This window comes from Reyranella sp. (assembly GCF_965228225.1).
Lineage (GTDB): Bacteria > Pseudomonadota > Alphaproteobacteria > Reyranellales > Reyranellaceae > Reyranella.
In genome coordinates this window covers 301,576-321,925 of record NZ_OZ245801.1, presented here as the reverse complement: position 1 = coordinate 321,925, position 20,350 = coordinate 301,576, and the positions used below count along the sequence as shown (strand labels likewise).

Annotated in this window: 22 protein-coding genes; 7 read left to right on the top strand and 15 right to left on the bottom strand. The window is 65.2% G+C overall.

Annotation, left to right across the window (positions count from 1 at the left end):
- Positions 1 to 78: 78 nt before the first annotated feature.
- Positions 79 to 459: a hypothetical protein gene (locus tag ACO07K_RS01540; RefSeq protein WP_422034169.1), complete on the bottom strand. Its 381-nt coding sequence runs from the start codon at positions 457 to 459 to the stop codon at positions 79 to 81.
- Positions 460 to 673: 214 nt separating this feature from the next.
- On the opposite strand from ACO07K_RS01540, the gene ACO07K_RS01535 reads away from it, so the two are divergent.
- Positions 674 to 3,013 (top strand): putative dsRNA-binding protein, encoded by a 2,340-nt coding sequence (locus tag ACO07K_RS01535; RefSeq protein ID WP_422034168.1) that lies wholly within the window; start codon positions 674 to 676, stop codon positions 3,011 to 3,013.
- A gap of 72 nt (positions 3,014 to 3,085) precedes the next feature.
- On the opposite strand, the gene ACO07K_RS01530 is transcribed toward ACO07K_RS01535, so the two are convergent.
- Positions 3,086 to 3,619, bottom strand: coding sequence for a hypothetical protein (locus ACO07K_RS01530; RefSeq protein ID WP_422034167.1), 534 nt, complete (start codon positions 3,617 to 3,619; stop codon positions 3,086 to 3,088).
- 526 nt (positions 3,620 to 4,145) lie between these two features.
- Between ACO07K_RS01530 and ACO07K_RS01525 the strand changes: the two genes are divergently transcribed.
- Both ACO07K_RS01525 and ACO07K_RS01520 read left to right on the top strand, forming a co-directional pair.
- On the top strand, positions 4,146 to 5,012 hold the full coding sequence (locus ACO07K_RS01525; RefSeq protein WP_422034166.1) for an amidohydrolase family protein: 867 nt from the start codon (positions 4,146 to 4,148) through the stop codon (positions 5,010 to 5,012).
- A gap of 39 nt (positions 5,013 to 5,051) precedes the next feature.
- On the top strand, positions 5,052 to 5,855 hold the full coding sequence (locus ACO07K_RS01520) for a maleate cis-trans isomerase family protein (protein ID WP_422034165.1): 804 nt from the start codon (positions 5,052 to 5,054) through the stop codon (positions 5,853 to 5,855).
- Positions 5,856 to 6,000: 145 nt separating this feature from the next.
- Here the strand turns inward: ACO07K_RS01520 and ACO07K_RS01515 are convergent, their stop codons facing one another.
- Entirely contained in the window at positions 6,001 to 6,975 is a 975-nt protein-coding gene (locus tag ACO07K_RS01515; protein WP_422034164.1) for a tripartite tricarboxylate transporter substrate binding protein, read from the bottom strand.
- Positions 6,976 to 7,085: 110 nt separating this feature from the next.
- Positions 7,086 to 8,096 (bottom strand): Tim44 domain-containing protein, encoded by a 1,011-nt coding sequence (locus ACO07K_RS01510; RefSeq protein WP_422034163.1) that lies wholly within the window; start codon positions 8,094 to 8,096, stop codon positions 7,086 to 7,088.
- Between the two features lie 115 nt (positions 8,097 to 8,211).
- On the opposite strand from ACO07K_RS01510, the gene ACO07K_RS01505 reads away from it, so the two are divergent.
- Positions 8,212 to 8,667, top strand: coding sequence for a hypothetical protein (locus tag ACO07K_RS01505; protein WP_422034162.1), 456 nt, complete (start codon positions 8,212 to 8,214; stop codon positions 8,665 to 8,667).
- Here the strand turns inward: ACO07K_RS01505 and ACO07K_RS01500 are convergent.
- Together ACO07K_RS01500 and trhA are read right to left on the bottom strand one after the other, a co-directional pair.
- Positions 8,560 to 9,204, bottom strand: coding sequence for a hypothetical protein (locus ACO07K_RS01500; RefSeq protein ID WP_422034161.1), 645 nt, complete (start codon positions 9,202 to 9,204; stop codon positions 8,560 to 8,562). The genes ACO07K_RS01505 and ACO07K_RS01500 overlap by 108 nt on opposite strands.
- Before the next feature lie 25 nt (positions 9,205 to 9,229).
- Positions 9,230 to 9,865 (bottom strand): PAQR family membrane homeostasis protein TrhA, encoded by a 636-nt coding sequence (trhA, locus tag ACO07K_RS01495; protein WP_422034160.1) that lies wholly within the window; start codon positions 9,863 to 9,865, stop codon positions 9,230 to 9,232.
- An 84-nt stretch (positions 9,866 to 9,949) separates the two neighbouring features.
- Here trhA and ACO07K_RS01490 point away from each other — a divergent pair, with 84 nt between their 5' ends.
- Together ACO07K_RS01490 and ACO07K_RS01485 are read left to right on the top strand one after the other, a co-directional pair.
- Positions 9,950 to 10,387, top strand: a complete 438-nt coding sequence (locus tag ACO07K_RS01490) for a DUF5991 domain-containing protein (RefSeq protein ID WP_422034159.1) — start codon at positions 9,950 to 9,952, stop codon at positions 10,385 to 10,387.
- 50 nt (positions 10,388 to 10,437) lie between these two features.
- Positions 10,438 to 10,851, top strand: a complete 414-nt coding sequence (locus tag ACO07K_RS01485) for a RidA family protein (protein WP_298306642.1) — start codon at positions 10,438 to 10,440, stop codon at positions 10,849 to 10,851.
- Here the strand turns inward: ACO07K_RS01485 and ACO07K_RS01480 are convergent.
- From ACO07K_RS01480 to ACO07K_RS01445, 8 genes are all read right to left on the bottom strand, one after another.
- On the bottom strand, positions 10,848 to 11,789 hold the full coding sequence (locus ACO07K_RS01480; protein ID WP_422034158.1) for a FecR family protein: 942 nt from the start codon (positions 11,787 to 11,789) through the stop codon (positions 10,848 to 10,850). The two genes, ACO07K_RS01485 and ACO07K_RS01480, sit on opposite strands and share 4 nt — an antisense overlap.
- Before the next feature lie 12 nt (positions 11,790 to 11,801).
- Entirely contained in the window at positions 11,802 to 13,127 is a 1,326-nt protein-coding gene (locus ACO07K_RS01475) for a tetratricopeptide repeat protein (protein WP_422036616.1), read from the bottom strand.
- Between the two features lie 113 nt (positions 13,128 to 13,240).
- The gene (locus ACO07K_RS01470; protein WP_422034157.1) at positions 13,241 to 14,083 is read right to left on the bottom strand and encodes a carbohydrate ABC transporter permease; all 843 of its coding nucleotides are present in this window, start codon (positions 14,081 to 14,083) and stop codon (positions 13,241 to 13,243) included.
- A gap of 2 nt (positions 14,084 to 14,085) precedes the next feature.
- Positions 14,086 to 14,994, bottom strand: a complete 909-nt coding sequence (locus ACO07K_RS01465; RefSeq protein WP_422034156.1) for a carbohydrate ABC transporter permease — start codon at positions 14,992 to 14,994, stop codon at positions 14,086 to 14,088.
- A 31-nt stretch (positions 14,995 to 15,025) separates the two neighbouring features.
- Entirely contained in the window at positions 15,026 to 16,366 is a 1,341-nt protein-coding gene (locus ACO07K_RS01460; RefSeq protein WP_422034155.1) for an ABC transporter substrate-binding protein, read from the bottom strand.
- 181 nt (positions 16,367 to 16,547) lie between these two features.
- Positions 16,548 to 17,012, bottom strand: coding sequence for a DUF1348 family protein (locus ACO07K_RS01455; RefSeq protein ID WP_422034154.1), 465 nt, complete (start codon positions 17,010 to 17,012; stop codon positions 16,548 to 16,550).
- Between the two features lie 18 nt (positions 17,013 to 17,030).
- The gene (locus ACO07K_RS01450) at positions 17,031 to 18,248 is read right to left on the bottom strand and encodes a CaiB/BaiF CoA transferase family protein (RefSeq protein ID WP_422034153.1); all 1,218 of its coding nucleotides are present in this window, start codon (positions 18,246 to 18,248) and stop codon (positions 17,031 to 17,033) included.
- A 40-nt stretch (positions 18,249 to 18,288) separates the two neighbouring features.
- Positions 18,289 to 19,323 carry a fatty acid desaturase family protein gene (locus ACO07K_RS01445; RefSeq protein WP_422034152.1) on the bottom strand — a complete coding sequence of 345 codons (1,035 nt, stop codon included), beginning with the start codon at positions 19,321 to 19,323 and terminating at the stop codon, positions 18,289 to 18,291.
- 258 nt (positions 19,324 to 19,581) lie between these two features.
- Here ACO07K_RS01445 and ACO07K_RS01440 point away from each other — a divergent pair, with 258 nt between their 5' ends.
- On the top strand, positions 19,582 to 19,800 hold the full coding sequence (locus ACO07K_RS01440; RefSeq protein WP_298306667.1) for a cold-shock protein: 219 nt from the start codon (positions 19,582 to 19,584) through the stop codon (positions 19,798 to 19,800).
- A gap of 138 nt (positions 19,801 to 19,938) precedes the next feature.
- Here the strand turns inward: ACO07K_RS01440 and ACO07K_RS01435 are convergent, their stop codons facing one another.
- On the bottom strand, positions 19,939 to 20,229 hold the full coding sequence (locus tag ACO07K_RS01435) for a hypothetical protein (RefSeq protein WP_422034151.1): 291 nt from the start codon (positions 20,227 to 20,229) through the stop codon (positions 19,939 to 19,941).
- Positions 20,230 to 20,350 lie beyond the last annotated feature (121 nt).

Below are 20,350 nucleotides of genomic sequence, written 5' to 3'. Positions count from 1 at the left end.
AATACATAGAGCTGGTCGTCGCGGTCGAATTTCAACGGACCTAGGCTAGAGGTGCGGGTCCGTTGCCGACGATCGCGGTTATGCGGGCATCGGCATAGGCGCCTTCGGGGCAAGGTTAATCGCCTTCTCAGCCAGCCGCCGGCCGAACAGGCGGCCCATCAGGGTGAGCGGCTCCCATTCGAGCGCGTAGCACACCACTGAGCCGCCCTTGCCGTCGGACGAGAGATCGACCACCGGCCCGAAGCGGCGGAACGGCCCTTTGGAGAAGACCCGCGAGACCTGGAAATGCCGGCCCAGCACCCACTCGCAGGGCTTCTCCTCCCATTTGAGGGTGAACCCCGCCACCTTGCCGCAGCGCAGCACCGTGCCATTAGGCTGCGGCGTCTCCTCCAGCACGTAGGGCGGCAGGCCCATCGCCTCGTTGAAGCGGTTGGCGTCGGCCAGCAGCGGCCACAACACGGACGGCGGCAGATCGAAGGTCCAACTCTAGGTGCGGCATGAGGTTGGTATGTAGCCCTCCGGCCAGACGGATGCGTCGCGGGCGATCACGAGTGGGTGCGGTTAGATAGAGCAGGTCCGATCAAAAAATACGGAAAGGGTCTACAACCGGAGATGCATTTGACTCGCCAATTCTGCCTATAATCAAGATCATTTCCCCACTCATGAGATTCTTGTGCAGTTAATACTGACCCCTTGGAAGAATCGCCTGCTGGAAAGAACTCGAGCTGCCCGCAGCTCAATTCTGCTGATTTCGCCGTTCATCAAAACGAACATAGTGAACGGACTACTTTCCGTGATTTCCACACAGGAGGTGATTGTAAAGACCGTAACGCGCTGCAAGGTGGGTGACTTTGCTTGTGGTGCATCGGATATCGACGCGGCGTTCGGCTTATCTCCCTTCAGCAGCGGCACGACGCTAGCCAGAGATATCCGGTTCGACAATCGCCTACATGCAAAAATCTTCGTGTTCGATGAAGAGGTTGCTTACATTGGTTCATCGAACCTAACTTTCTCAGGACTTGAACGGAACTACGAAGCTGTTGTCGAGGTCAGTGATCGAGCTTCACTAAAAGCGATCCTAGATGAAGCAGCCAGATACTGGGATGGCTCCCGCCCCGCCACGCTCGACCTATTCAAGCAGGCGCGCGCCGAATTGTATCGACTCGTACGCACAACGCGCATCCTGCCAGCTCAAGACGAACACTTCTATCAGTCGCCTTCAACAGCGGTGAGCGCTGTTAGCGACCCTGCATCCGATACCGCTCAGATAGTCGAAGCTGAAGCCGGCAAAACCGTCGACCTAGAGATCAATCAGTTGCAGCGCTTAACAGGCCAAATCGAACCGGCTTCAACTGACAAAACTACTTTCCAGGCGGAAACTTTCGTTGTGCGAGCGAACAATGTCGCCACCGACTTTCTTGAAATCTTGAAGAATAGGTTTGATCTTCAAGTCCACAAAGGCCACCGCCACTACGTTGCAAGCGTACTTCATATGGGAGCAATCCAAACAATTGCAGGTGCTCGCGAGTCAACTGAGGGCACGCATTTCGCAGATATTGTTAGCCCAAGCGAATCGGAAGCTTTGCAAATGACAGGCAAGGCACTCTTTGAGCTTGCCCTTATGTGTATCGCAATTAATGCAGGAATCATGCGTCGATACGGCCCCTCCGCAACTGCAGAACTCATAGGGGCAGTGCGCGACAGAGATCTCTTACGCGTCTTGTGGGATCAAAACTTTCTCGGCTCCTTAGTGCTTGGTCCGGGAGATGTTACTGGGGGGAGGGCTGCTTTCTCATCTGCAAGCGAATGCTTGTTTGCAGCCATAGCTGAAACCGAAGGTTTGCCTGTCTCCCTTGAGATAATTGAACAGTTTTGGAATCCATTGGATATTTTCGGAACAGATGTAGTCAGTGTCTTGGCATACAAGGATTTGAAGACTGAACTTCAGGAGGTCCTTCAGCAAAACGGAGGTCGCCTAACGTACTCTGATTACAAAAATAGTGGCAGCGCTCACGAGCCAGATTGGTCTTGTCGGCTGGCAATCGGAAGAATTGTCGACGTCGAAGGTCGCGGCGACACCAAGTCGCTCGCGGAAAAGATGGCTGCTTCTAGGGCTCTAACGATTCTGAGTCGGAGCCCGACCTGGGCGAGAATAATTGAGACGCGCCGCACCAAAATGATCGCGCGGATGCGCGAGCGAGGTCCTTGGCTACTCAAGCCCAAAGTGCATCTAGAGGCTGAACTAGAAGAAAGGATCCGAAATGCCTACCGTACCCACTTAAACTGGGAGATGAATTCAGAACTTGGATTTGTTGCTCTGGTCGATCGCGACACTGCTAGCCACAGAAAATACTACTTCGATTTCACCGCTATCGAAGCGCTGGGCGCTCGCGCCATCATATTTGCACTCACCCAGGCCGCACTAAGGCGAAAAGTGACGAATATTGGCGTCATAGTGCGTGTGTGCCTTCAACTTGCGCCAGAGCACCTTCTCGTTAATGAACTAAGAATCGCTGCGAGCTTACCTCCGGCTACGAACGGTAAGTTGCTCAAAGATCTAACTCAAGCCGTTGTCGGTGCGCTGTTTGTACAAAATGGACCCGCAATGTTTATCACAGCCATGGAGGCAATTACCGACAAACTGCTCGACGCTGCAATAACATCTGGAGGCGGAGTAACTGCAAAGCCGAGAGATATTGCGGTTCGTTTGGCTGTCGGAAGATCGCACTTTGATCCGACTATTCAATATAGCCAACTCTTACAAGAGGTCGCCCAAGAGTACGGACAAGCGCTACCCACTTACGCTTTCACTCAATCTGGACCAGTCCACGCTGCGGAGTTCCGCTGTGCCGTCAAGTGGCAGACATTTCAAGCGATAGGCATAGGCCCGAAAAAAATAGCAGCGCGGAGTCGAGCCAGTCACGCGTTGCTGGGTAAGATCGCAGAAGCTCACGACAACGGGCAGATCTCCGACCCCAAAAAGCCGGCAAAGCAACCCAACGGTCACGCTTAGCGCGACCGAGGAACCAGTGTAATCGAGTGGCAATGGCCAAGAGATTGTTTTCGGCAGTGTTCGTCCGCTCTCCTAAGGCAACGTCACCTTCACCAGCTTCCCGCCCCGCACGTCCACCCGCTTCATCATCGAGCCGCCCTCGGCGCGGTCGCCCGGGCCGTCCCACTTCACGGCGGTCGTGACGTACCAGACGCCGTCGGGGACGCGCGGGAAGGAGAAGCTGCCGGAGGCGTCGCAGGTGGTGCGGCGCAGGGACGAGACGTAGAGCGGGTCGTCGCGGTCGAACTTCACCGGGCCCTGGCTCGAGGCGCGCGTGCCGCGCGTGTCGTTGCCGAAGATCGCCGTCATGCGGGCGCGGGCATAGGCGCTGTCAGGCACGAGGTTGGCGGCCTGGCCGGCGCAGGTGTGGGTCGTGTCGCCCGCCTTCATGGTCGCGATGCCGCTCACCGTGTTGCTGCCGCTCCTCTTGGACCATTCGATCTCGGCGGCTTGGATCGGCTGCGACAGCGCGCTGGGCGGCGGCGGGGCCATCGCCTGGTCGAACTGGGCGCAGCCGGCGGCGGCGAAGGTGGCGGCGAGGCCGAGGATGAGGGCGGTTGGCTTCATGGGAGGGGCTGACTCCAGGGTCATGAGGACGGATCGAGGGTCGAAAAGCGTAGACGACAACGCGGGTTGCGGGCCTGTGTTCCTTTCGTGGTTTCGCGGGCCGGGCTCGGTCCGGGGCGTCCTCGGGAGGCGGGACAATCGAAATAAACGAAACAAACGAAACATTCGAAATGAGTGTCGCACCCTTTTTGTGCCAGCCGTGACACCAGATGACGCGGAGGCCATCGGAGATGACACTACCCGTTGGCTGGGTGGCTCGGCATGAACGTCGAATCGCGCTTCTCCTCCCCCCTCATCCTGAGGAGCGCCGCCAAGCGGCGCGTCTCGAAGGATGGGAACGCGCACCTCGCCTGTCGCCCATCCTTCGAGACGGCCCTTCGGGCCTCCTCAGGATGAGGTTTTGGGGGTTGGGTCGGGTAAGGGCTTGAATCGATTGAGTTCGGTTCGGTTCCGCCCCACAGGGTGAGGTCGGAGTCGGCGGGACCGCTTGATTCTCTCCTGTCCGGAAAGTCACTAGAGTGGCCGCATGACCCAGGAAAGCTTCGCCCTCCCCGCCGGCAGCGCCGACTGCCACGTCCATGTCTACGGTCCCTACGACCGCTTCCCCGCCGTCTCTGGCGGCAAGTTCTCGCCGCTGCAGGCGACGCCGGTCGAGACGCTGCTGGCGCTGTGGGACCGGCTGGGCATCGCGCGCGGCGTGATCGTTCATGCGCTGGCGGCCGGTGGCGACAACGAGGTGACGCTCGACGCGCTGCAGCGCCATCGCGACCGGCTGCGCGGCGTGGCGCTGTTGAAGCCCGAGGTGAGCGAGCGCCGGCTCGACGAGCTGAGCGAGGCGGGCTTCAAGGGCGTGCGCATCAACCTGCTGCGCCAGGACGGCAAGCCGGTCTCCTCGGGCGGCATGAGCCTCGACGACCTTCTGGCGCTGGCGCCGCGCCTCGGGGCGCGCGGCTGGCACGTGCAGCTCTGGGTCGAGACCGGCGACCTGATGGAGCTGGCGCCGACGCTCGAGAAGATGCCGTTCGACTTCGTGATCGACCATATGGGCCGCACCATGGCCGACAAGGGCGTCGACACCCCGGGCTTCCGCTGGTTCTGCGAGCGGCTGAAGACCGGCCGCTACTGGTGCAAGCTCTCGGGCGCCGACCGCAACACCCGCCAGGGCGCCGGGCCGGGCGCCGCCTACGACGACACCGCGCCGTTCATGCAGGCGCTGGTCGCCGCCAATCCCGACCGGCTGGTCTGGGGCAGCGACTGGCCGCATGTCGGGCACGCCGCGGAGGCGATCCCGCAGGAGGCGGATCTGCTGCGGCTGTTCTTCCGCTGCGTGCCGGACGCGGCCGTGCGGCAGAAGATCCTCGTCGACAATCCGAAGGTTCTTTACGGGTTCTGATCCCACGCCTCGACGGGAATATTGATCGAAAGGCAACACATGACTCACCACGACAACTGGGGCTGGCGGGCCCGCATCGGGCTGTTCATCGTCGGCAACGAAGCCGTGCCGGAGGCCGAGTGGTGGGCGATGGCGCCGCCGGGCGTGTCGGTGCATGCGGCGCGGGTTACGGCCTCGACTCCGTGGGCCAAGTGGCGCGAGGATCGCAGCGGCGTCGACCTCGCCGACGATCTGGCGCGCGGCGCCAAGCAGTTCTCGGCCATGAAGCTGCAGGCCGTCGTTTTCGCCCATACGTCGAGCAGCGTCATGGGCGGCAAGGGCTGGGACGAGGCCACCGTCGCGGCGCTGTCGTCGGTGGTGCGATCGGGCATCGCGGGTGACGAGGCCAGGGTCACGACCAACGGCCTCGATACGCAGGCGGCGCTGCGCCATTCGGGCGTGAAGCGGCCGTTCCTCGTCCTGCCGCCATGGTTCGCCGACGACGCGGTGACCGCGGCGCTGCGCTACTATGGCGATCACGGGCTGGCGCCGGTCGGCCATCTGAGGCTCGATCCCGGCCGCAAGTGGCGGGACGTGCCGCCCAGGGATCTCTATCCGCAGGGCATGGGCTTCGAGCAGGAGATCGAGCCGCTCTACGCCCAGATCCGCAAGGCCTGTCCGCCCGAGGCCGACGGCGTGCTGATCGGCGGCACGGGGTTTCGCTGCGTCGGGATTCTCGAGACGCTCGAACGCGACCTCGGGCGTCCGGTGATCAGCGCCAACCAGGCGAGCCTGTGGCACTGCCTGCGGATGACGGGCATCCGCACGCCGGTCGAGGGGTATGGGGCGTTGTTGCGGTCATAGAGTTACCCGCACAACCTCATCCTGAGGAGGCTGCGCAGCAGCCGTCTCGAAGGATCGGCAACAGGCGCGGTGCTCGTGCCCACCCTTCGAGACGCGACCTTGCGGCCGCTCCTCAGGGTGAGGTGATTGGTGGGGCTCGCCGTCGTTACGTCGCCAGCAGATTCAGCTTCTTCAGCAGCACGCGCTCCTGCTCCATCGTCTTCGCCATCTTCGCCTGATAGGCCGGCCCGTCGAGCAGCAGCAGCGGCTGGTCCATGTTGTCCAAAAACTCGAGATGCTTGGGCTCGCCCGCGGCCTCGCGAAAAGCGTCGGCCAGGATCTTGACCACGGCGGGGTCCATGCCCTTCGGCCCGATCAGGCCGCCGGGACTGTCGACGGCGATCTCGAGGCCGAGTTCCTGGACGGTCGGCACCTCGGGGAAGCGCTTGGCGCGGTTGGCGGTGAAGACCGCGAGCAGGCGCAGCTTGCCGGCCATCACCAGCGGCGCCCAGCCCGAGGATTCCGAGGCGAAGTCGATCTCGCCGCCCATCAGCGCGCGCAGCGTGTCGGACGTGCCGCGATAGGGCGCGTGCGTCCAGGTGAGGCCCTGCTGCAGGCCGAGGCTTTCCATCGCCAGGTGCTGGGTCGAGCCGGCGCCGAGCGTGCCCCAGTTCAGCTTGCCGGGATTGGCTTTCGCATAGGCCAGCAGCTCGGGCAGCGTCTTCCACGGCGCGTCGGGGCGCACCACCACGCCCATGACGAAGCCGGTGATCTGCAGGATGTAGGTCAGGTCCTTGATCGGATCGTATTTGAGCGAGGCGTTCAGCATCGGCTGGCGCAGCACGCTCATGTGCATCTGGCTGATCGTGTAGCCGTCGGGCCTGGCATCCTGCAGCGCCAGCGCGCCCAGCACGCCGGCCGCACCGCCCTTGTTGTCGACGATGACGGGCTGGCCCAGCTTCTTCGCCGCCGACTCGGCCAGGATGCGGAAGCCGGCATCGGCCGGGCCGCCGGCGGCCCACGGGATGATCAGGCGGATCGGCTTGTCGGGAAACTTCGCCTGCGCGCGCGACGGCGCGGCGGCGGCGAACGGCAGGAGTGCCGTGCCCGCGAGGGCGGCCCTTCGTGTCAGGCGAGTCATGTTCGTTTCCTTCCCTTCCCAGCGACAGCATCTCTGAGCAAACGGCGGGCCGCCCAAACGAAATCGGCCGGCATGAAGCCGGCCGATCCGTATTTTTTCCGAGACGACGCTCAGGTCTGCTGGATCGCCGAGAGGATCCAGTTGCCGCCGCGGCTGCGCAGGAAGGTCCAGACTTCCGTGGCTTCGCTGCGGACCTGGGCGTTGCCTTCGACGATGCGGCCGTCGGCGACGGTGCGGGTGACGTCGATCATGCTGAAGCGCATGGCCACCGTCGCATACTCCATCGCGCCTTCGCTCCAGGCCTCGGACAGGTCGCCCTGCTCCAGCTTGACCGCGTCGATCTTGTTCTCGACGCCGCGGCTGGCATTGGCCGACAGCTCCTCGGAGAAGTAGCCCAGCATCTCGGGCGTCACGAGGCTGCGCAGCTTGGCGAGGTCGCCGGCGCTGTAGGCGGCCTGCACGTTCACGAGCAGCGCCTCGAAGGCGTTGTAGTCGGCCTCACCGATGGCGAGGGACTGCGTCGCGGAAGACGCCGAGGCCGCGCCCGCGCCAGCGCCGCCCAGCATGCCGCCCATCAGGCCGGTGCGGGCCATCGAGTCGGGGGCCGGACGCGGCGCCATGGGGTTGCTACCGGCGGCGCCAGCACCTGCGCCGGCGAAGGCCGCTGCGGGCGTGCCGTTGCGCGACTTCCACCAGCGAACGCCGAAGTAGACGATGCCGCCGATCAGCGCGAGCTGGAGCAGGAAGCCCAGCATGCCGGCCATGCTGCCGAGGCCGGCACCGAAGCCGCCGCCCATCAGCATGCCGATCAGGCCGGCGCCGAGCATGCCGCCCATAAGGCCGGTCAGGAACGGGTTGCGCTGCATGAATCCGGGCTTGGCGCCGGCGGCGGCTGCGCCGGCCGGATTGGCCGACGGGCTCTGCTGCTGCGGCGTGGTGCTGCGCTCGACCGGCTTGGAGGTCGGCGCGGTCTGGGTCGGGGCCGGCGCCTGGCCGGACTTGCTGCCGCGGCTGCCCGCGCCGCCGCCACCGCCCGCCCGCGCATCGGCGGGCGACGGGGCCAGCGACGGCACCGCAATGATCAGAGCCGCGAGGATCGCGAGCCAACGAAACTTGGTCATTTGGACATCCCTGTAGCACCGGGTTCATCCCGGCCTGTTTTGCACACGATATGTTAGGGCTCTTTGCGTGCAGTTCAAGGGCAACCGGGGCCCCGAAAGCGTCGTTTGACGGTGTATGCACATCCGTCTCATAGCCTTCGCCCTCGCTCTCTGGCCGGGCCTCGCCGCCGCCGAGGGCTGCCTCGACCAGGTGCGCGAGCTGGCCCGCGCCCAGAACATCGCCACCGACCCGCCCACGGCCTCGCCCGACAAGGCGCCGGGCGTGACCTCACGCGAACTCGGCCGGTCGGGCGGCGTGATCGAGCCGCCGGCCACGTCCGACCGCTCGGTCATCACCCCGCCGGGCACGACCGACAGCCGCATGCCGACCATGCCCGACGTGACCGGCAAACCGGGAGCGCCGCCCTCGCCGCAGGCGGCCCGGGACGAAGCGAAGAAAGACGGGGCCGCCGACCGGACGGCGCTACAGGCGCTGCTGGTTGCCGCGCGCGCCGAAGCCGAGCGTGGCCAGGAGGCCAATTGCGTCGACACGCTGAAAAAGGCCCGGGAGCTCCTCGAGCGCTCGAAATAGCGAGGCGATCCAGCTCACATCCTCGAGGTCCATCGGCCCCAGCAGGAAAAAGAGACTGACGGCGCCGATCGCCACGGAAGCGGCAATGGCGACGCGCCGTGCCACCGGGGCCGGCCGCACCGGCTGGACGCGATAGAGGATCCGCCCACCGCGCAGCTCGACCCTCTGCGCGATGCGCGGTCGGCGGCGCATCTCGGGTTCGCGCGGCAGCGCGATCTGGCGGACCGAGAGCGCATCGGGCGAACTCTTCTTCAAGGCGTGGTCGACATCCTGCTTCGGCGCCGCCTCGAGCGCCGTCAGCGGATCGCGCGCCCGGGTCTGTTCCTCGCCTTTCCAGGCGTCGGGCAGCACCCGCACCAGCCGAACCAGCGTGAAGGCGAGCCAGGCGGTCGCGAGCGGCAGGCCGAGGCGGAAGGCGATATGCGTCTCCGCCGTGTTCCAGGCCCACACGCTCATCGAGGCCCCGGCCACGGCCATGACGAGGCCGGCGGCGAGGACGGCTGCGGCGGTCAGGCGGAAAAGCAGACGCGACGACATACGCATCACGTAAACCGGTGCCGCATCACGGCGTCAACAGCGACAGGATCGCCGCATAGTGGATAGAAGCCGCCACCAGCACCGAGGCATGCCACAGCGCCTGCTGGTACGGCAGCCGGCTCGACAGATGAAAGATCGTGCCCAGCGAATAGACCACGCCCCCTGCGAGAAGCAGGATCAACGTCTCCCGCTCCACCGAGGCCAGCAGCTCGTCGATCGCGAACAGGCCGATCCAGCCCATCAGCAGATAGAGAACGACCGAGATCTGCTCGATGCGTCGCGGCTGCAGGAACTTCGCGGCGATACCGAGGGAGGCCGCCGTCCACATCACCGCCGTGAGCCCGCTCGACCACGGTTCGCGCAGCTTCAGCAGGGTGAGCGGCGTATAGGTGCCGGCGATCATGACGAAGATGGCGGCGTGATCCAGCCGGCGCAGCCATTCGCGCCGCGGACTGGCGAGGCGCAGATTGTAGGCCGCCGAGCAGCCGAGCATCGCCAGCAACCCCACGACATAGACGAGGATCGGCCCGACCTGCCCGGGCTGCGACGCGCGCGCGGCCACGATCAGGATCGCGCCCGCGCCGACAACGCCGAGGACGAGGCCGAGCGCATGGATCGCCGCATCGGCGCGCAGGTAACGGTCGAACTTGGGATCGGCCATGCGGTCACGATGCGGACACGGGCCGCGTCGCGCAACCCGCGCGATGACGGTCCCGTTGTTGCAGGCTCTGAAAAGGAGATCGACGTGAAACCTGTCGTCGCCGGCCTCGCCTTGGGTCTCGGACTTGCCGCAGCCTCCCTCGCCGTCGCGGCACCGCCTTGGGACGGCACGTATGTCTACGAGCAGGCGCTGGGACCGGGCGCCGGGGGCACGCAGAACTTCGTCACCCACACACTCACGATCAGCGGACCCGAAGGCTGCCGCCTGGTCGCGCAGGGCTTCCAGACCGATGAGACGCTCCGCTGCAAGGCGATGCCCGACGGCGACCGCCTGCTCGTCTCCTTCGTGAGCTTCGGCACCGGCAAGGTCGAGAACAAGTACGGCGTGAAGCTCTACAGTCCCGGCCAGCCGCTGTTCGCGATTTCGCAGGCGCCGAACGGTTTCGTCACGACGTGGCAGGGTTATGCCAAGGCCGCCGGCGAGGGTGCCACGAGCGACGCCTTCAAGAAGGTGGGACGCTAGGAGGGCAGCGGATAGAGTGGCTCCAACCGAAACCGGAGGAGACCCGAGACATGTCCGACATCGCCTATACGCCGATCCTGCCCGAAGGCTGGCCGCGCCCGCGCGGCTTCTCCCATGCCGTGGTGGCCACCGGCACGCGCAGCGTCCGCATCGCCGGCCAGATCGGACGCGAGCCGGCACAGGCGCACATTCCCGCCGACGCCGACGCCGGCACGCAATGGCACATCGCGCTCGCCAATCTCGTGACGGTTCTGAAGGCGGCGGGCGGGCAGCCGCAGCATCTCGTGGCGTTGCGCGCCTACGTGACCGACATCGCCGAGTTCAACGCCGCCGGCGCGGCGGTGGGCGCCGCCTGGGGCGCCACGCTCGGCCGCCATTTCCCGGCGATGACGCTGGTGCAGGTGTCGGCGCTGATCGATCCCAACGCCAAGGTCGAGATCGAGGGCGAAGCGATCCTGCCCTAGGGGCCGTTGCCCCCGGTGCCGGAACCGCCGTTGCTGAATCCGCCGCTGCCCGAGCCCGGATTGGTGCCGGTTCCGCCGCCACCGGTCTGGGAGCCGGTGGAACCGCCGGACGGTCCGGGCGCACCGCCGACCGGCCGCGAGGCGTTGTTGATCGTGATGGCCTGCGTCGCGACGAGTTGCAGGTAGGCGAGCCACGGCGCCAGCTTCGACGAGGGATCGGCATAGGGCAGCGCCTGGGCGTTGAGCGTCTTCAGCGCCGACTCGATCAGCACCTTGTCGCCCGGGCCGATGACGTTGCCGGTCGTCTGGGTCTGCTCGAACAGCGCCAGATAGGCCTGCAGCGTATTGGGCGGCAGGATCACCGGCTCGAGCGGCGCCGCGCCCGCGGCCGGCACGAAAATCTGCGAGCCGTAGCGCACCGCGCGCTGCGTGCCCGCGGCGTTCGACACGGTCATACGGTCGCCGAACAGGAAGGTCGCGGTGGTCGAGCCATCGGCGCCCACGGTGACGGTCACGATGCCGCCGCGCACACCGATATGCGCGCTCGGCGTACGGATGATGACGTCGCCCTTCTTGCTGATCGCGCCGCCGACGAACCGCAGGGCCCCCTTGGTTGCGTTGACGGCCAGCTCGCCGACATTGCGGTTGGGATCGAAGACGAACTTGTCGATCACGAGTTCGCTGTTGGCGCCGATCGTCAGGCCCGAGCCGTCCAGGAAGACGAGATGGGCGCGATCGGCCGCTCCCGTCGTTACGCGCTCGTTGCCGAACACGTCGATGCCGACGCGCAGGGTTCGCGTGGGCATCGAGGGTGGCGTGCCGCGCGGATCGCCGCTCGCCGCCGAGGTGACGCCCGCCTGCTGCGCCGAGGCCGCCGATGCAAACGCCAGGGGCAAAAGCACCGACAGGAACACCGCGCATGATTTCCGCAAGGACATCGTAACGCTCCCTCAGAACCGCCAGCCGAGGCCCAGGAGGCTGCTGAACGAATTGAAGCTGTAGTTGTTGATTGAGGCCGAACGTTGGAAATACGTGGTCTGGCCCACGAGGGTCAGGCGGTCGTCCAGCGGCACCGACAGCAGCAACCCCAGATTGACGTCGGTCTGGGTGCGCACGGTGCCCGGCTGGACGAACGGATCGGGCTGGTCGTAGGTCGCGAAGGCCAGCGCTGCGTTGCCGGCCAGCGTCCACTTGCGGCCGTTGATCCCCGCCGGATCCTCGAAGCGCCAGGTCAGCGAGCCGCCAAATCCCGCCTCGCCGTAGCTCTGGAAGCCTGTCATCGCGATGTAGCGCGTATAGTTGCCGCCCAGCGACGCTTCCAGGCTGGGCGTCAGGTCGGCGCGGAGGTTGGCCGCTACCGTGGCGTTGTTGCCCGAATTCTGGGCGTTGAACGGCACGGCCGTATTGTCCACGAAGTCGCGCCGTTGCCCCAGGACGACGACACCCGCCCGCACCTTGTCGGCAACCGGGACGGAGGCTTCGAGCCCCGCCCCCCAGGCCCAGTAAGTCGGCAGGTTGCCTATGGTGATGTAACGGCCGCTGACGAAGGGCTTGAGCTGCACGCCGCTCAACGGACCGTCGATCAGCTCCATGCGCGGGCCGACGCCGAGATCGAGCAGCATCACGTCGGCGTTGGTCACCTGGAACTGCTTGGCCGTATAGAACGAGAAATCCGTCTCCAGGGTGCCGCTGTCCTGGCGCCCGAAATCGTAGCGATGGCTGAGCGAGGCCGCGCCGACGAAAGCGAAGTCGCTCTGTCGCTGAAAGGTGGGATTGGGCACGACGGTCGCGCCGAAGGATTGCAGCGTGCCGGTGGGCAGGCTGGCGGGATTGTCGGAATAGCGGATGCCCGCCACGAACTCGCCGGTGAGGCGCGACGTCCCCCAGCGCCTGTCGATGTCGCGGATGAACTCCGACGAGCGCTCGGCGACTTCCTTGCTGGTCTTCTCCGAAGCGCGCGCCTGCTCGAAATAGGTGCGCGCCGCGTCATAGGACTTGAGCTTGTAATAGAGGACGCCCAGCTCGAACTTCACCCGCGGCTGGTCGGCATCGAGGACCAGGAAGCGCTCGTAGGCGGTGATCGCGCCTTCGTAATCCTCGGCCGCGGCCGCGGCCTGCGCGTATTTCAGCAGGACTTCGGCATTGTCGGGCTGACGCAATGTCTCCTCGAACGCCGCCCGATAGGAGGCGCGCTTCGCATCGGTGACTTGCGCAAACGACGGCGTGGGAAGGGCCAGAATCGCCAGAAGGAACGGGGCAAGCTTCAGGAGGCGCATCGGCACCAGCGATACTCCGACGAATGTCCCTCTCCCCGCAATCATTGTGGACGGCAAAGACCCGGACCGGAAGCACGAACCTGCATTCTTTCTGCAGATCGGATCGAAAGGCGCTATTTCACGCCACCGGCCGTCAGGCCCTGCACGATCTCCTTCTGGATGATGATCGTCAGCACGATGACCGGCAGCATCACGACGATGGCGGCGGCCGCGAGCGGTCCCCAGGCGAAGCTCTCGAAGGTCAGCATGTTGTAGACCGCGACCGGCATCGTTCGTGTCGTGCGGCCGGCGAAGACGGCGCCGAAGATGAAGTTGTTCCACGACGAGATGAAAGCGAGGATCGCGCCGACCACGATGCCGGGCCGCGCCAGCGGCAGCGCGACGTAGCGGAAGGCCTGCCACAACGTGGCCCCGTCGATGCGTGCCGCCTCCTCCAGCTCATGCGGCTGCGTCTCGAAGAAACCGATCATGATCCAGACCACGATCGGCAGGGTGATCACCATATGGGTGAGCGCGATCGGCCAGATCGTGCCGATCAGGCCCAGCACCTGGAACAGGGTGAAGAGCGGGATCAGGTAGGACAGGCCGGGCGTCATGCGGCTGAGCAGCAGCACCGCCGCCATCTTGTGCGCCCGTGCCTTGGCGATCCCGTATCCCGCCGGAACGCCCAGCAGCAGGGCGACCAGCGTCGCCGAGCCGGTCACCTGCACCGAGTTCCAGAAATAGAGGAACATCGGGCTTTCCTCGAACACCTTGGCGAAGTTCTCGAGTGTCGGTTCGGTGGGCCAGAAGACGGGCGGCCAAGCGGTGTTGTCGATGTCGTACTTGAGCGACAGCGACAGCATCCAGAAGAACACGAACAGGCAGGGCGCCAGCAGCACCGCCACCGAGACCGCCAGCGCTGCCTTGTCGACGACCTTGCGGATCTTTCGCCGGGTACGGACGGTGAGAGCCATCGTCAGTTCCACTTGGCTTTCTGGCGCGCCCACAGCAGCACCAGCGAGAGCGCCACGATGATGGCAAAGAAGACCACGACGACGGCAGAGGCGGTGCCGACCTGATTGTAGGCGAAGGCCTGCGCGTACAGGTAGACGTTCAGCACCTCCGACGAGGTCCCCGGCCCGCCGTTGGAAATCACCCAGATCGTCTCGAAGACCTTCAGCGCGTCGATGGTGCGCATGATCAGCGCGACGACCAGGAACGGCAGCACCAGGGGATAGGTGATCTTCCAGAACATCTGCCACTGGCTGGCGCCGTCGATCAGCGCCGCCTCGTAGGGCTCGGTCGGCAGCGAGGCGAGACCGCCCAGCACGATGATCATGACGAACGGCGTCCACAGCCAGATCTCGACCAGGATCAGGCTCGGGATCACCGTGTTCGGCGAATAGACCCACTCCGACGGCGGCAGCCCGACCAGGCTGAGGAAGTAGTTCAGCACGCCGAGCTGAGGATGGAACATCATGGTCCAGATCAGCGAGACCGCCACCGGGGTCGCCATCATCGGCATGATGAACAGGGTGCGGAAGAAGCCGCGCCCGCGGAACTTCTTGTGGAACACCAAGGCCGAGATCGTGCCCAGCACCATCGGCAGGGCGACCGCCAGGATGGTGAAGTAGATCGTATGCCCGATCGATTCGAGGAAGCGCCGGTTGGTGGCCAGCGCCACGTAATTGTCGAGGCCGATGAAGACCTGCTTGCTACCGATATGCCAGTCGTTGAGGCTCATCCAGATCGTGAAGATCCACGGGAAGATGATCACCGCGGAACTGACGATCAGGGCCGGCCATATGAACAGCAGGTAGGGCCGCAGACGGCGTTCTCCCGCCGCCCGCGTGCCTGCCGCTGTCGTCACGTCTGCGCCCGCCATACGCTACGCCCGTCCCCCTCGCGTCTTCCGGTCAGCTCGCCTCGCTCTTGTCGAGGACCGGCTTGAACTCGGCGGTGGCGCGCTTCATCTCGGTCGCCGGATCGGCGCCGCCCAGCAGGTTGGTGAGTGCCGTGCCGATGACGTCGCGGAACTCCGTCACCGGCACGATCACCGGCAGGCCCGGCATGCTTATCGGCGCGCAGCCGGCGGCGCAGTCGGCCCATTCGCGCGGGACGGTGAGTGTCGACAGGACAGCGGGGTCCTTCAGCGGCGCCGTCCGGAACGGGATGCCGCCGCCGACCTGCAGCATGCGGCCGGCCATCTTGGGGCCGGTCATCCACAGCATCGTGTAGTAGGCCGCTTCCTTGCGGGCGGCGTTCTTCGGGATCGCCATGCCGGTGCCGAAGGTCACCGAACCATGCCCCTTGGGGCCGCTGGGCGGCACGCCGTAGCCCACCTTGCCGACGACGCGGCTCTTGGTCTTGTCCTCGACCGGTGCAGCGAAGCCGGTGGCGTCGATCCACATGGCGGCCTTGCCCTGCATGAACAGGCCCTGCGCCTCATTCCAGTTGAAGCCCGCGATGCCGGCCGGTCCGTAGGAGGAAAGCAGCTTCTTGTAGTATTCCGCCGAGGCGATGGCGTCGGGCGTGTCGGTGATCAGGCGCAGGGGCTTGCCCGTCACCGTCTCCTGGCCCCAGCCAGAGAGGAGCTGCGTCCACAGCACGACGTTGGCGTTGCGCACGCCGCGACCGACGAAGCCCGAGATGCCGGCCGACGGATCGTTGAGGGCGGCGGCAGCGGCCATCATCTCGTCGAGCGTCTTGGGGAAGGCCACGCCCTTCTTCGCGAACAGCTCCTTGTTGTAATAGACCATGAAGTAGTCGCAGAGGATCGGCAGCGCGTTGACCTTGCCATCGGACGTGGTCGCAAAGCTCATGCCGAGCTTGGAAACGTCGCCGAGCTCATACTCGGCCGGCATCATCTGCGGGTCCTTCAGCCAGTCCGTGATCTCGAGCAGCCAGCCGGCCTTCTCGAACTGGCGCTTCTGGACGTGGAAGGCGAAATTGAAGAGATCGAAGCTGGGCTTGCCCGAGTTCAGCTCGATCGCCACCTTCTGGCGGGCCTGCTGCTCGGGAATGACCTCGATGCCGAGCTTGATACCGGTCTGGTCGAGGAATTCCTTCTGGTATTTCTTCATGAGATCGGCACGCGGGCCGGTCTCCATCAGCACCTCGACCGTCTGGCCCTTGAAGCGCTGCCAGTTGAAGGCGCCGCTCTGCGCGTAAGCGGTGACGGTGTTGAGCATCGGGGCGGCGAGACCACCCAGGGCAGCACCCTGCAACGCACGACGACGCGTGATCGAACGAACCATGCTGTTTCCTCCAGACGCTTTTCAGTCGCGGGCTTTTACCCTGCGTTGAGCGAAGCCTAGAGGAACACGCACGCGGCGTCATCGGCAGAAAATCGCCGGGGTGACCTGCAGTGATGCACTTCAGGAGTCGTGCGATTGCGGCAGGGCTGCTCTTCGCGGTCGCAGCATCGGCAGGATCCGATCAGAAGCCGAGCGCGCTGAGCCCCGGGTGATCGTCAGGCCGGCGGCCGAGCGGCCAATGGAACTTGCGGTCTGCGTCGCCGATCGGATGCTCGTTGATGCTGGCGAGGCGGCGCCGCATCAGCCCATCGCCATCGAACTCCCAGTTCTCGTTGCCGTAGGCGCGGAACCAGGTGCCGCTGTCGTCGTGGAACTCGTAGGCGAAGCGGACGGCGATGCGATTGCCGGCAAAGGTCCAGAGTTCCTTGATCAGGCGATAGTCGAGCTCGCGCGCCCACTTGCGCCTGAGAAAGGCTTCTATGGCGGCGCGGCCTTGGAGGAACTCCGCGCGATTGCGCCAGTGACAGTCCGGCGTATAGGCGAGTGCGACCTTGGCGGGATCGCGGCCGTTCCAGCCATCCTCGGCAAGGCGGACCTTTTCCGTCGCTGTCTGCTCGGTGAAGGGCGGCAAGGGTGGACGGGACATGGCGAGCCTCCTCTCGTGTCAGATGATCTTGCGCGTGCGCAGGTCGGCCAGCTCGGCCGGCCCGTAGCCCAGTTCACCCAGTACCGCGTCGTTGTGTTCGCCCAGCTCCGGCGCGATTCCGGGTCTGGCCGGCGTCTCGGAGAACTTCCACGGCGTGCCGTGGACCTTCAGCTTCCTGCCGAGCTTGGGATACTCGACCTCGGTGACGTAGCCGTTGGCCACGACGTCGGGATCGTTGGACGCTTCGAGGAGCGTATTGATCGGCGCCGACACGATGTCCGCGCCGCGCAGCCGCCCCACCCAGTCCTCGCGCGTGCCGGTCGCGAACAGGCCGTCGAGCGTGGCGAGAAGCTCTGCACGCTTGGCATCGTCGTCGATGATGATGCCAAGATCGGCGAAGCCCGCCTCCACCAGACGGTCGTAGAAGCCCAGCGCCGACATCGCGTCCTTCCAGTTCTCGGGGCCGACCAGCTGGAAGACCAGCGGCTTGCCGTCGCGATCGTCGAAGCTGGCGCTGATGCCCGGCCGCTCGCGCGTGCCGGTGACGCGGGCCTGCCCGGTGACCGGATTGCGGTCGCGCCACATCGCCGTCTGGAGCGTCCAGCCCATCAGCCGGATCTGCCCGCCCAGCAGCGACAGGTCGATCTTCTGGCCCACGCCGGTCGTGCGCGCGTGCGTGAGCGCCGCGAGGGCTCCGCCAAACGCCAGGATGGCGCAGGTCTCATCCGCCACCGACACGACGCCGGTCCGCATCTTCTGGCCCGGCATGGAATAGGCTTCGGCAATGCCGCCCAGCGCCTGCGCCATGGAATCGGTACCCGGCAGCCCGGCATGCGGTCCGTCGGGGCCATAGCCTGAGATCGAGACATAGACGAGCTTCGGGTTGACCTTGCGCAACTCATCCCAGCCGAAGCCGTTCTTCTCGGCCGCGCCGGGTCGGAAGTTCTGGCCGAAGATGTCGGCCTTCGCGACGAGCTTGTGCAGGATCGCGCGCCCCTCCTCGCTCTTGAGGTTCAGCGTCACGCTCTTCACGCCACGATTGTTGGTCTCGAAGAAGGTGCTGCCCATTCCCGGCAACACGGTCATGCGGCGCGATGGGTCGCCGCCCTGGGGTGATTCGATCTTGATCACGTCGGCGCCGAGATCGGCCATCAGCATCCAGGGCACGGTGCCCGCCTGCGCGGTGGAGCAGGAGACGACCTTGACGCCCTGAAGCGGGCCGTGGGGAACAGACATCGACGGGGCTCCTCTGTGAGGACCCCACGCTAGAGCAAGATCAGGCAGGCGTCTCCAGCCGCGCCACGTCGCAGAAGCGGACGAGGCGGCTGGACGCTTCGTCCCACAGGGTGAGCCGTGGCGCAGCGAGGCCCGCACGCAGGCTGAGGGGCGAAACGGCGCGCACCGTCTGGGCCGCTTCGTGAGCCTGCGGCAGCCGGTAATTCGGAATGCGTTGATTGAGATGATGCACGTGATGGAAGCCGATATTGCCGGTGAACCAGCGCAGGACGAGCGGCAGATCGAACCAGGATGAACCGTCCATCGCGGCATCGACATAGCGCCAGGCGCCGCGACCGCTCCACTGCGCCCCAGGAAAGCGATGCTGCAAGGTGAACAGCCAGACGCCGAGGATCGACGCAACGACCATGATCGAGAGATGCACCAGCAGCACGTCGCGCCAGCCCAACAGCAGAACGAGGGTCGCGAACAAGGCTACCAGGCTCGCGTTGGTGAGAACGACCGAACGGCGCTCCCTTACCCACGCGCGCGGCGTGTCGAACGGCAGACGGTAGAGCAGCACGAACACCAGAGGCGGCAGCAGGAAGTTGGCGATCAACGGATGGCGGACAAGCCGATGGACGAACCTCTGGCGCGGCGACAAAGCGAGATAGGCGCGCACGGTGAGGCACGAGGAATAGATGTCGCTGCCGCGGTCGCCGCGATCGAGATTGTTCCATTCGGCATGATGCTGCGCATGCTGGCGGCGCCAGTTCGCGAAGGGCGTGAAGGTGCACAGGCTGCAGAGCCGGCCGACGATCGTGTTGGCGCGACGTGACCTGAAGAACGAGCCGTGCCCGCAATCGTGTTGAACGATGAACACGCGCACCATGAACGCACCGGTCGGTATGGCGAGCGCGAGCACGAGCCATGGAGAAATGCCGCACGCGACGTACATGGCCGCGCAGCCAGCGAGGAAGGGACCGAACGACGTTGCGAGTTGCAGGAGGCTTTGCGTCTCAGACGGATGCGCGAATGAACCCGCAGCGGCGCGCAATTCGGCATCGATGGGATCGGGGATAGAGCGAGGCTCCATGAACACCTCCGGTCTTCGCCACGATGCGAGGACCAGCTGTATTTGGGCCTTGATAGTGTCGGAACAAGGGACCATATGAAGCTCGTCGATACACGGACATCTGATTTGGTCCGCGCCCGCCGGCATTGTTCAGCGGCCCGCTCCACGACACTTGATCCCGAAAGCCAGTGCAATTTCGACGGGTTCCAGCGCTCTTCCGCTTGTTCAAATGCGGAGAGGGCACGGACTCGCATATCCAAGATAGAAAAGGGGTCTCCCATGACAACGACTACGGGAACCGTGAAGTGGTTCAACGTTCAGAAGGGCTTCGGCTTCATTCAGCCGGACAATGGCGGCACCGACGCCTTCGTGCACATCAGCGCGGTCGAGCGCGCCGGCATGAGCATGCTGAGCGAGGGCCAGAAGCTCGAGTTCGAGCTGGTCGCCGATCGCAAGAGCGGCAAGATGGCGGCGGAAAACCTCAAGGCCGCATCCTGATCACGCGCCGCCGGTAATACGGCGGCCGCCCTCCTTCCTGCGCGCCACCACGGATGTACTGGGGCGCGCGGCGGGAGCGGCAACGCAATCAGGCCCCGTTCCTGGAAAGGTACGGGGCCTTTCGCGTTCCAGGGGACGTCAGCTGGTCTTGAAGACCTTGGCCATTGCCGACATCAGGTCCTTCGGTCCCCGGTCCATCAACATCGCCTTGGGCAGTTCCTCGAACCGCTGACGGCCGCTCACCGTGAGACACGGCCCGTCCTTGCTGTCCTGGATGAGGCGCAGGTTGCGCAACCGGGACAGGTCCTGGGCACGCATGGCCCGCACGTCGGACTGGCCGAAAGCAACGCGCCGGAGAGTGACCTCCTCGTCAGGGGTCAGGATGGCTTGGGGCGTACGCGGGGGTTCGGCTTTTCGTTCAATGGTCATGTCGCAACCTCGTCTTGCGCTTCGAGGCATCGTCGGATGCTTCGGAATAAGGAGGCGCCGACGCAGACGTCGCCGAATACCCTCCTTAAATGGGCGCTCGGCGCTGCCGCGGCAAGCGCTC

Coding starts and splice junctions, on each gene's coding strand:
- ACO07K_RS01530 (WP_422034167.1), bottom strand. CDS start 3,619: ATGAAGCCAACCGCCCTCATCCTCGGCCTCGCCGCCACCTTCGCCGCC.
- ACO07K_RS01525 (WP_422034166.1), top strand. CDS start 4,146: ATGACCCAGGAAAGCTTCGCCCTCCCCGCCGGCAGCGCCGACTGCCAC.
- ACO07K_RS01520 (WP_422034165.1), top strand. CDS start 5,052: ATGACTCACCACGACAACTGGGGCTGGCGGGCCCGCATCGGGCTGTTC.
- ACO07K_RS01515 (WP_422034164.1), bottom strand. CDS start 6,975: ATGACTCGCCTGACACGAAGGGCCGCCCTCGCGGGCACGGCACTCCTG.
- ACO07K_RS01510 (WP_422034163.1), bottom strand. CDS start 8,096: ATGACCAAGTTTCGTTGGCTCGCGATCCTCGCGGCTCTGATCATTGCG.
- ACO07K_RS01505 (WP_422034162.1), top strand. CDS start 8,212: ATGCACATCCGTCTCATAGCCTTCGCCCTCGCTCTCTGGCCGGGCCTC.
- ACO07K_RS01500 (WP_422034161.1), bottom strand. CDS start 9,204: ATGTCGTCGCGTCTGCTTTTCCGCCTGACCGCCGCAGCCGTCCTCGCC.
- trhA (WP_422034160.1), bottom strand. CDS start 9,865: ATGGCCGATCCCAAGTTCGACCGTTACCTGCGCGCCGATGCGGCGATC.
- ACO07K_RS01485 (WP_298306642.1), top strand. CDS start 10,438: ATGTCCGACATCGCCTATACGCCGATCCTGCCCGAAGGCTGGCCGCGC.
- ACO07K_RS01480 (WP_422034158.1), bottom strand. CDS start 11,789: ATGTCCTTGCGGAAATCATGCGCGGTGTTCCTGTCGGTGCTTTTGCCC.
- ACO07K_RS01475 (WP_422036616.1), bottom strand. CDS start 13,127: ATGCGCCTCCTGAAGCTTGCCCCGTTCCTTCTGGCGATTCTGGCCCTT.
- ACO07K_RS01470 (WP_422034157.1), bottom strand. CDS start 14,083: ATGGCTCTCACCGTCCGTACCCGGCGAAAGATCCGCAAGGTCGTCGAC.
- ACO07K_RS01465 (WP_422034156.1), bottom strand. CDS start 14,994: ATGGCGGGCGCAGACGTGACGACAGCGGCAGGCACGCGGGCGGCGGGA.
- ACO07K_RS01460 (WP_422034155.1), bottom strand. CDS start 16,366: ATGGTTCGTTCGATCACGCGTCGTCGTGCGTTGCAGGGTGCTGCCCTG.
- ACO07K_RS01455 (WP_422034154.1), bottom strand. CDS start 17,012: ATGTCCCGTCCACCCTTGCCGCCCTTCACCGAGCAGACAGCGACGGAA.
- ACO07K_RS01450 (WP_422034153.1), bottom strand. CDS start 18,248: ATGTCTGTTCCCCACGGCCCGCTTCAGGGCGTCAAGGTCGTCTCCTGC.
- ACO07K_RS01445 (WP_422034152.1), bottom strand. CDS start 19,323: ATGGAGCCTCGCTCTATCCCCGATCCCATCGATGCCGAATTGCGCGCC.
- ACO07K_RS01440 (WP_298306667.1), top strand. CDS start 19,582: ATGACAACGACTACGGGAACCGTGAAGTGGTTCAACGTTCAGAAGGGC.
- ACO07K_RS01435 (WP_422034151.1), bottom strand. CDS start 20,229: ATGACCATTGAACGAAAAGCCGAACCCCCGCGTACGCCCCAAGCCATC.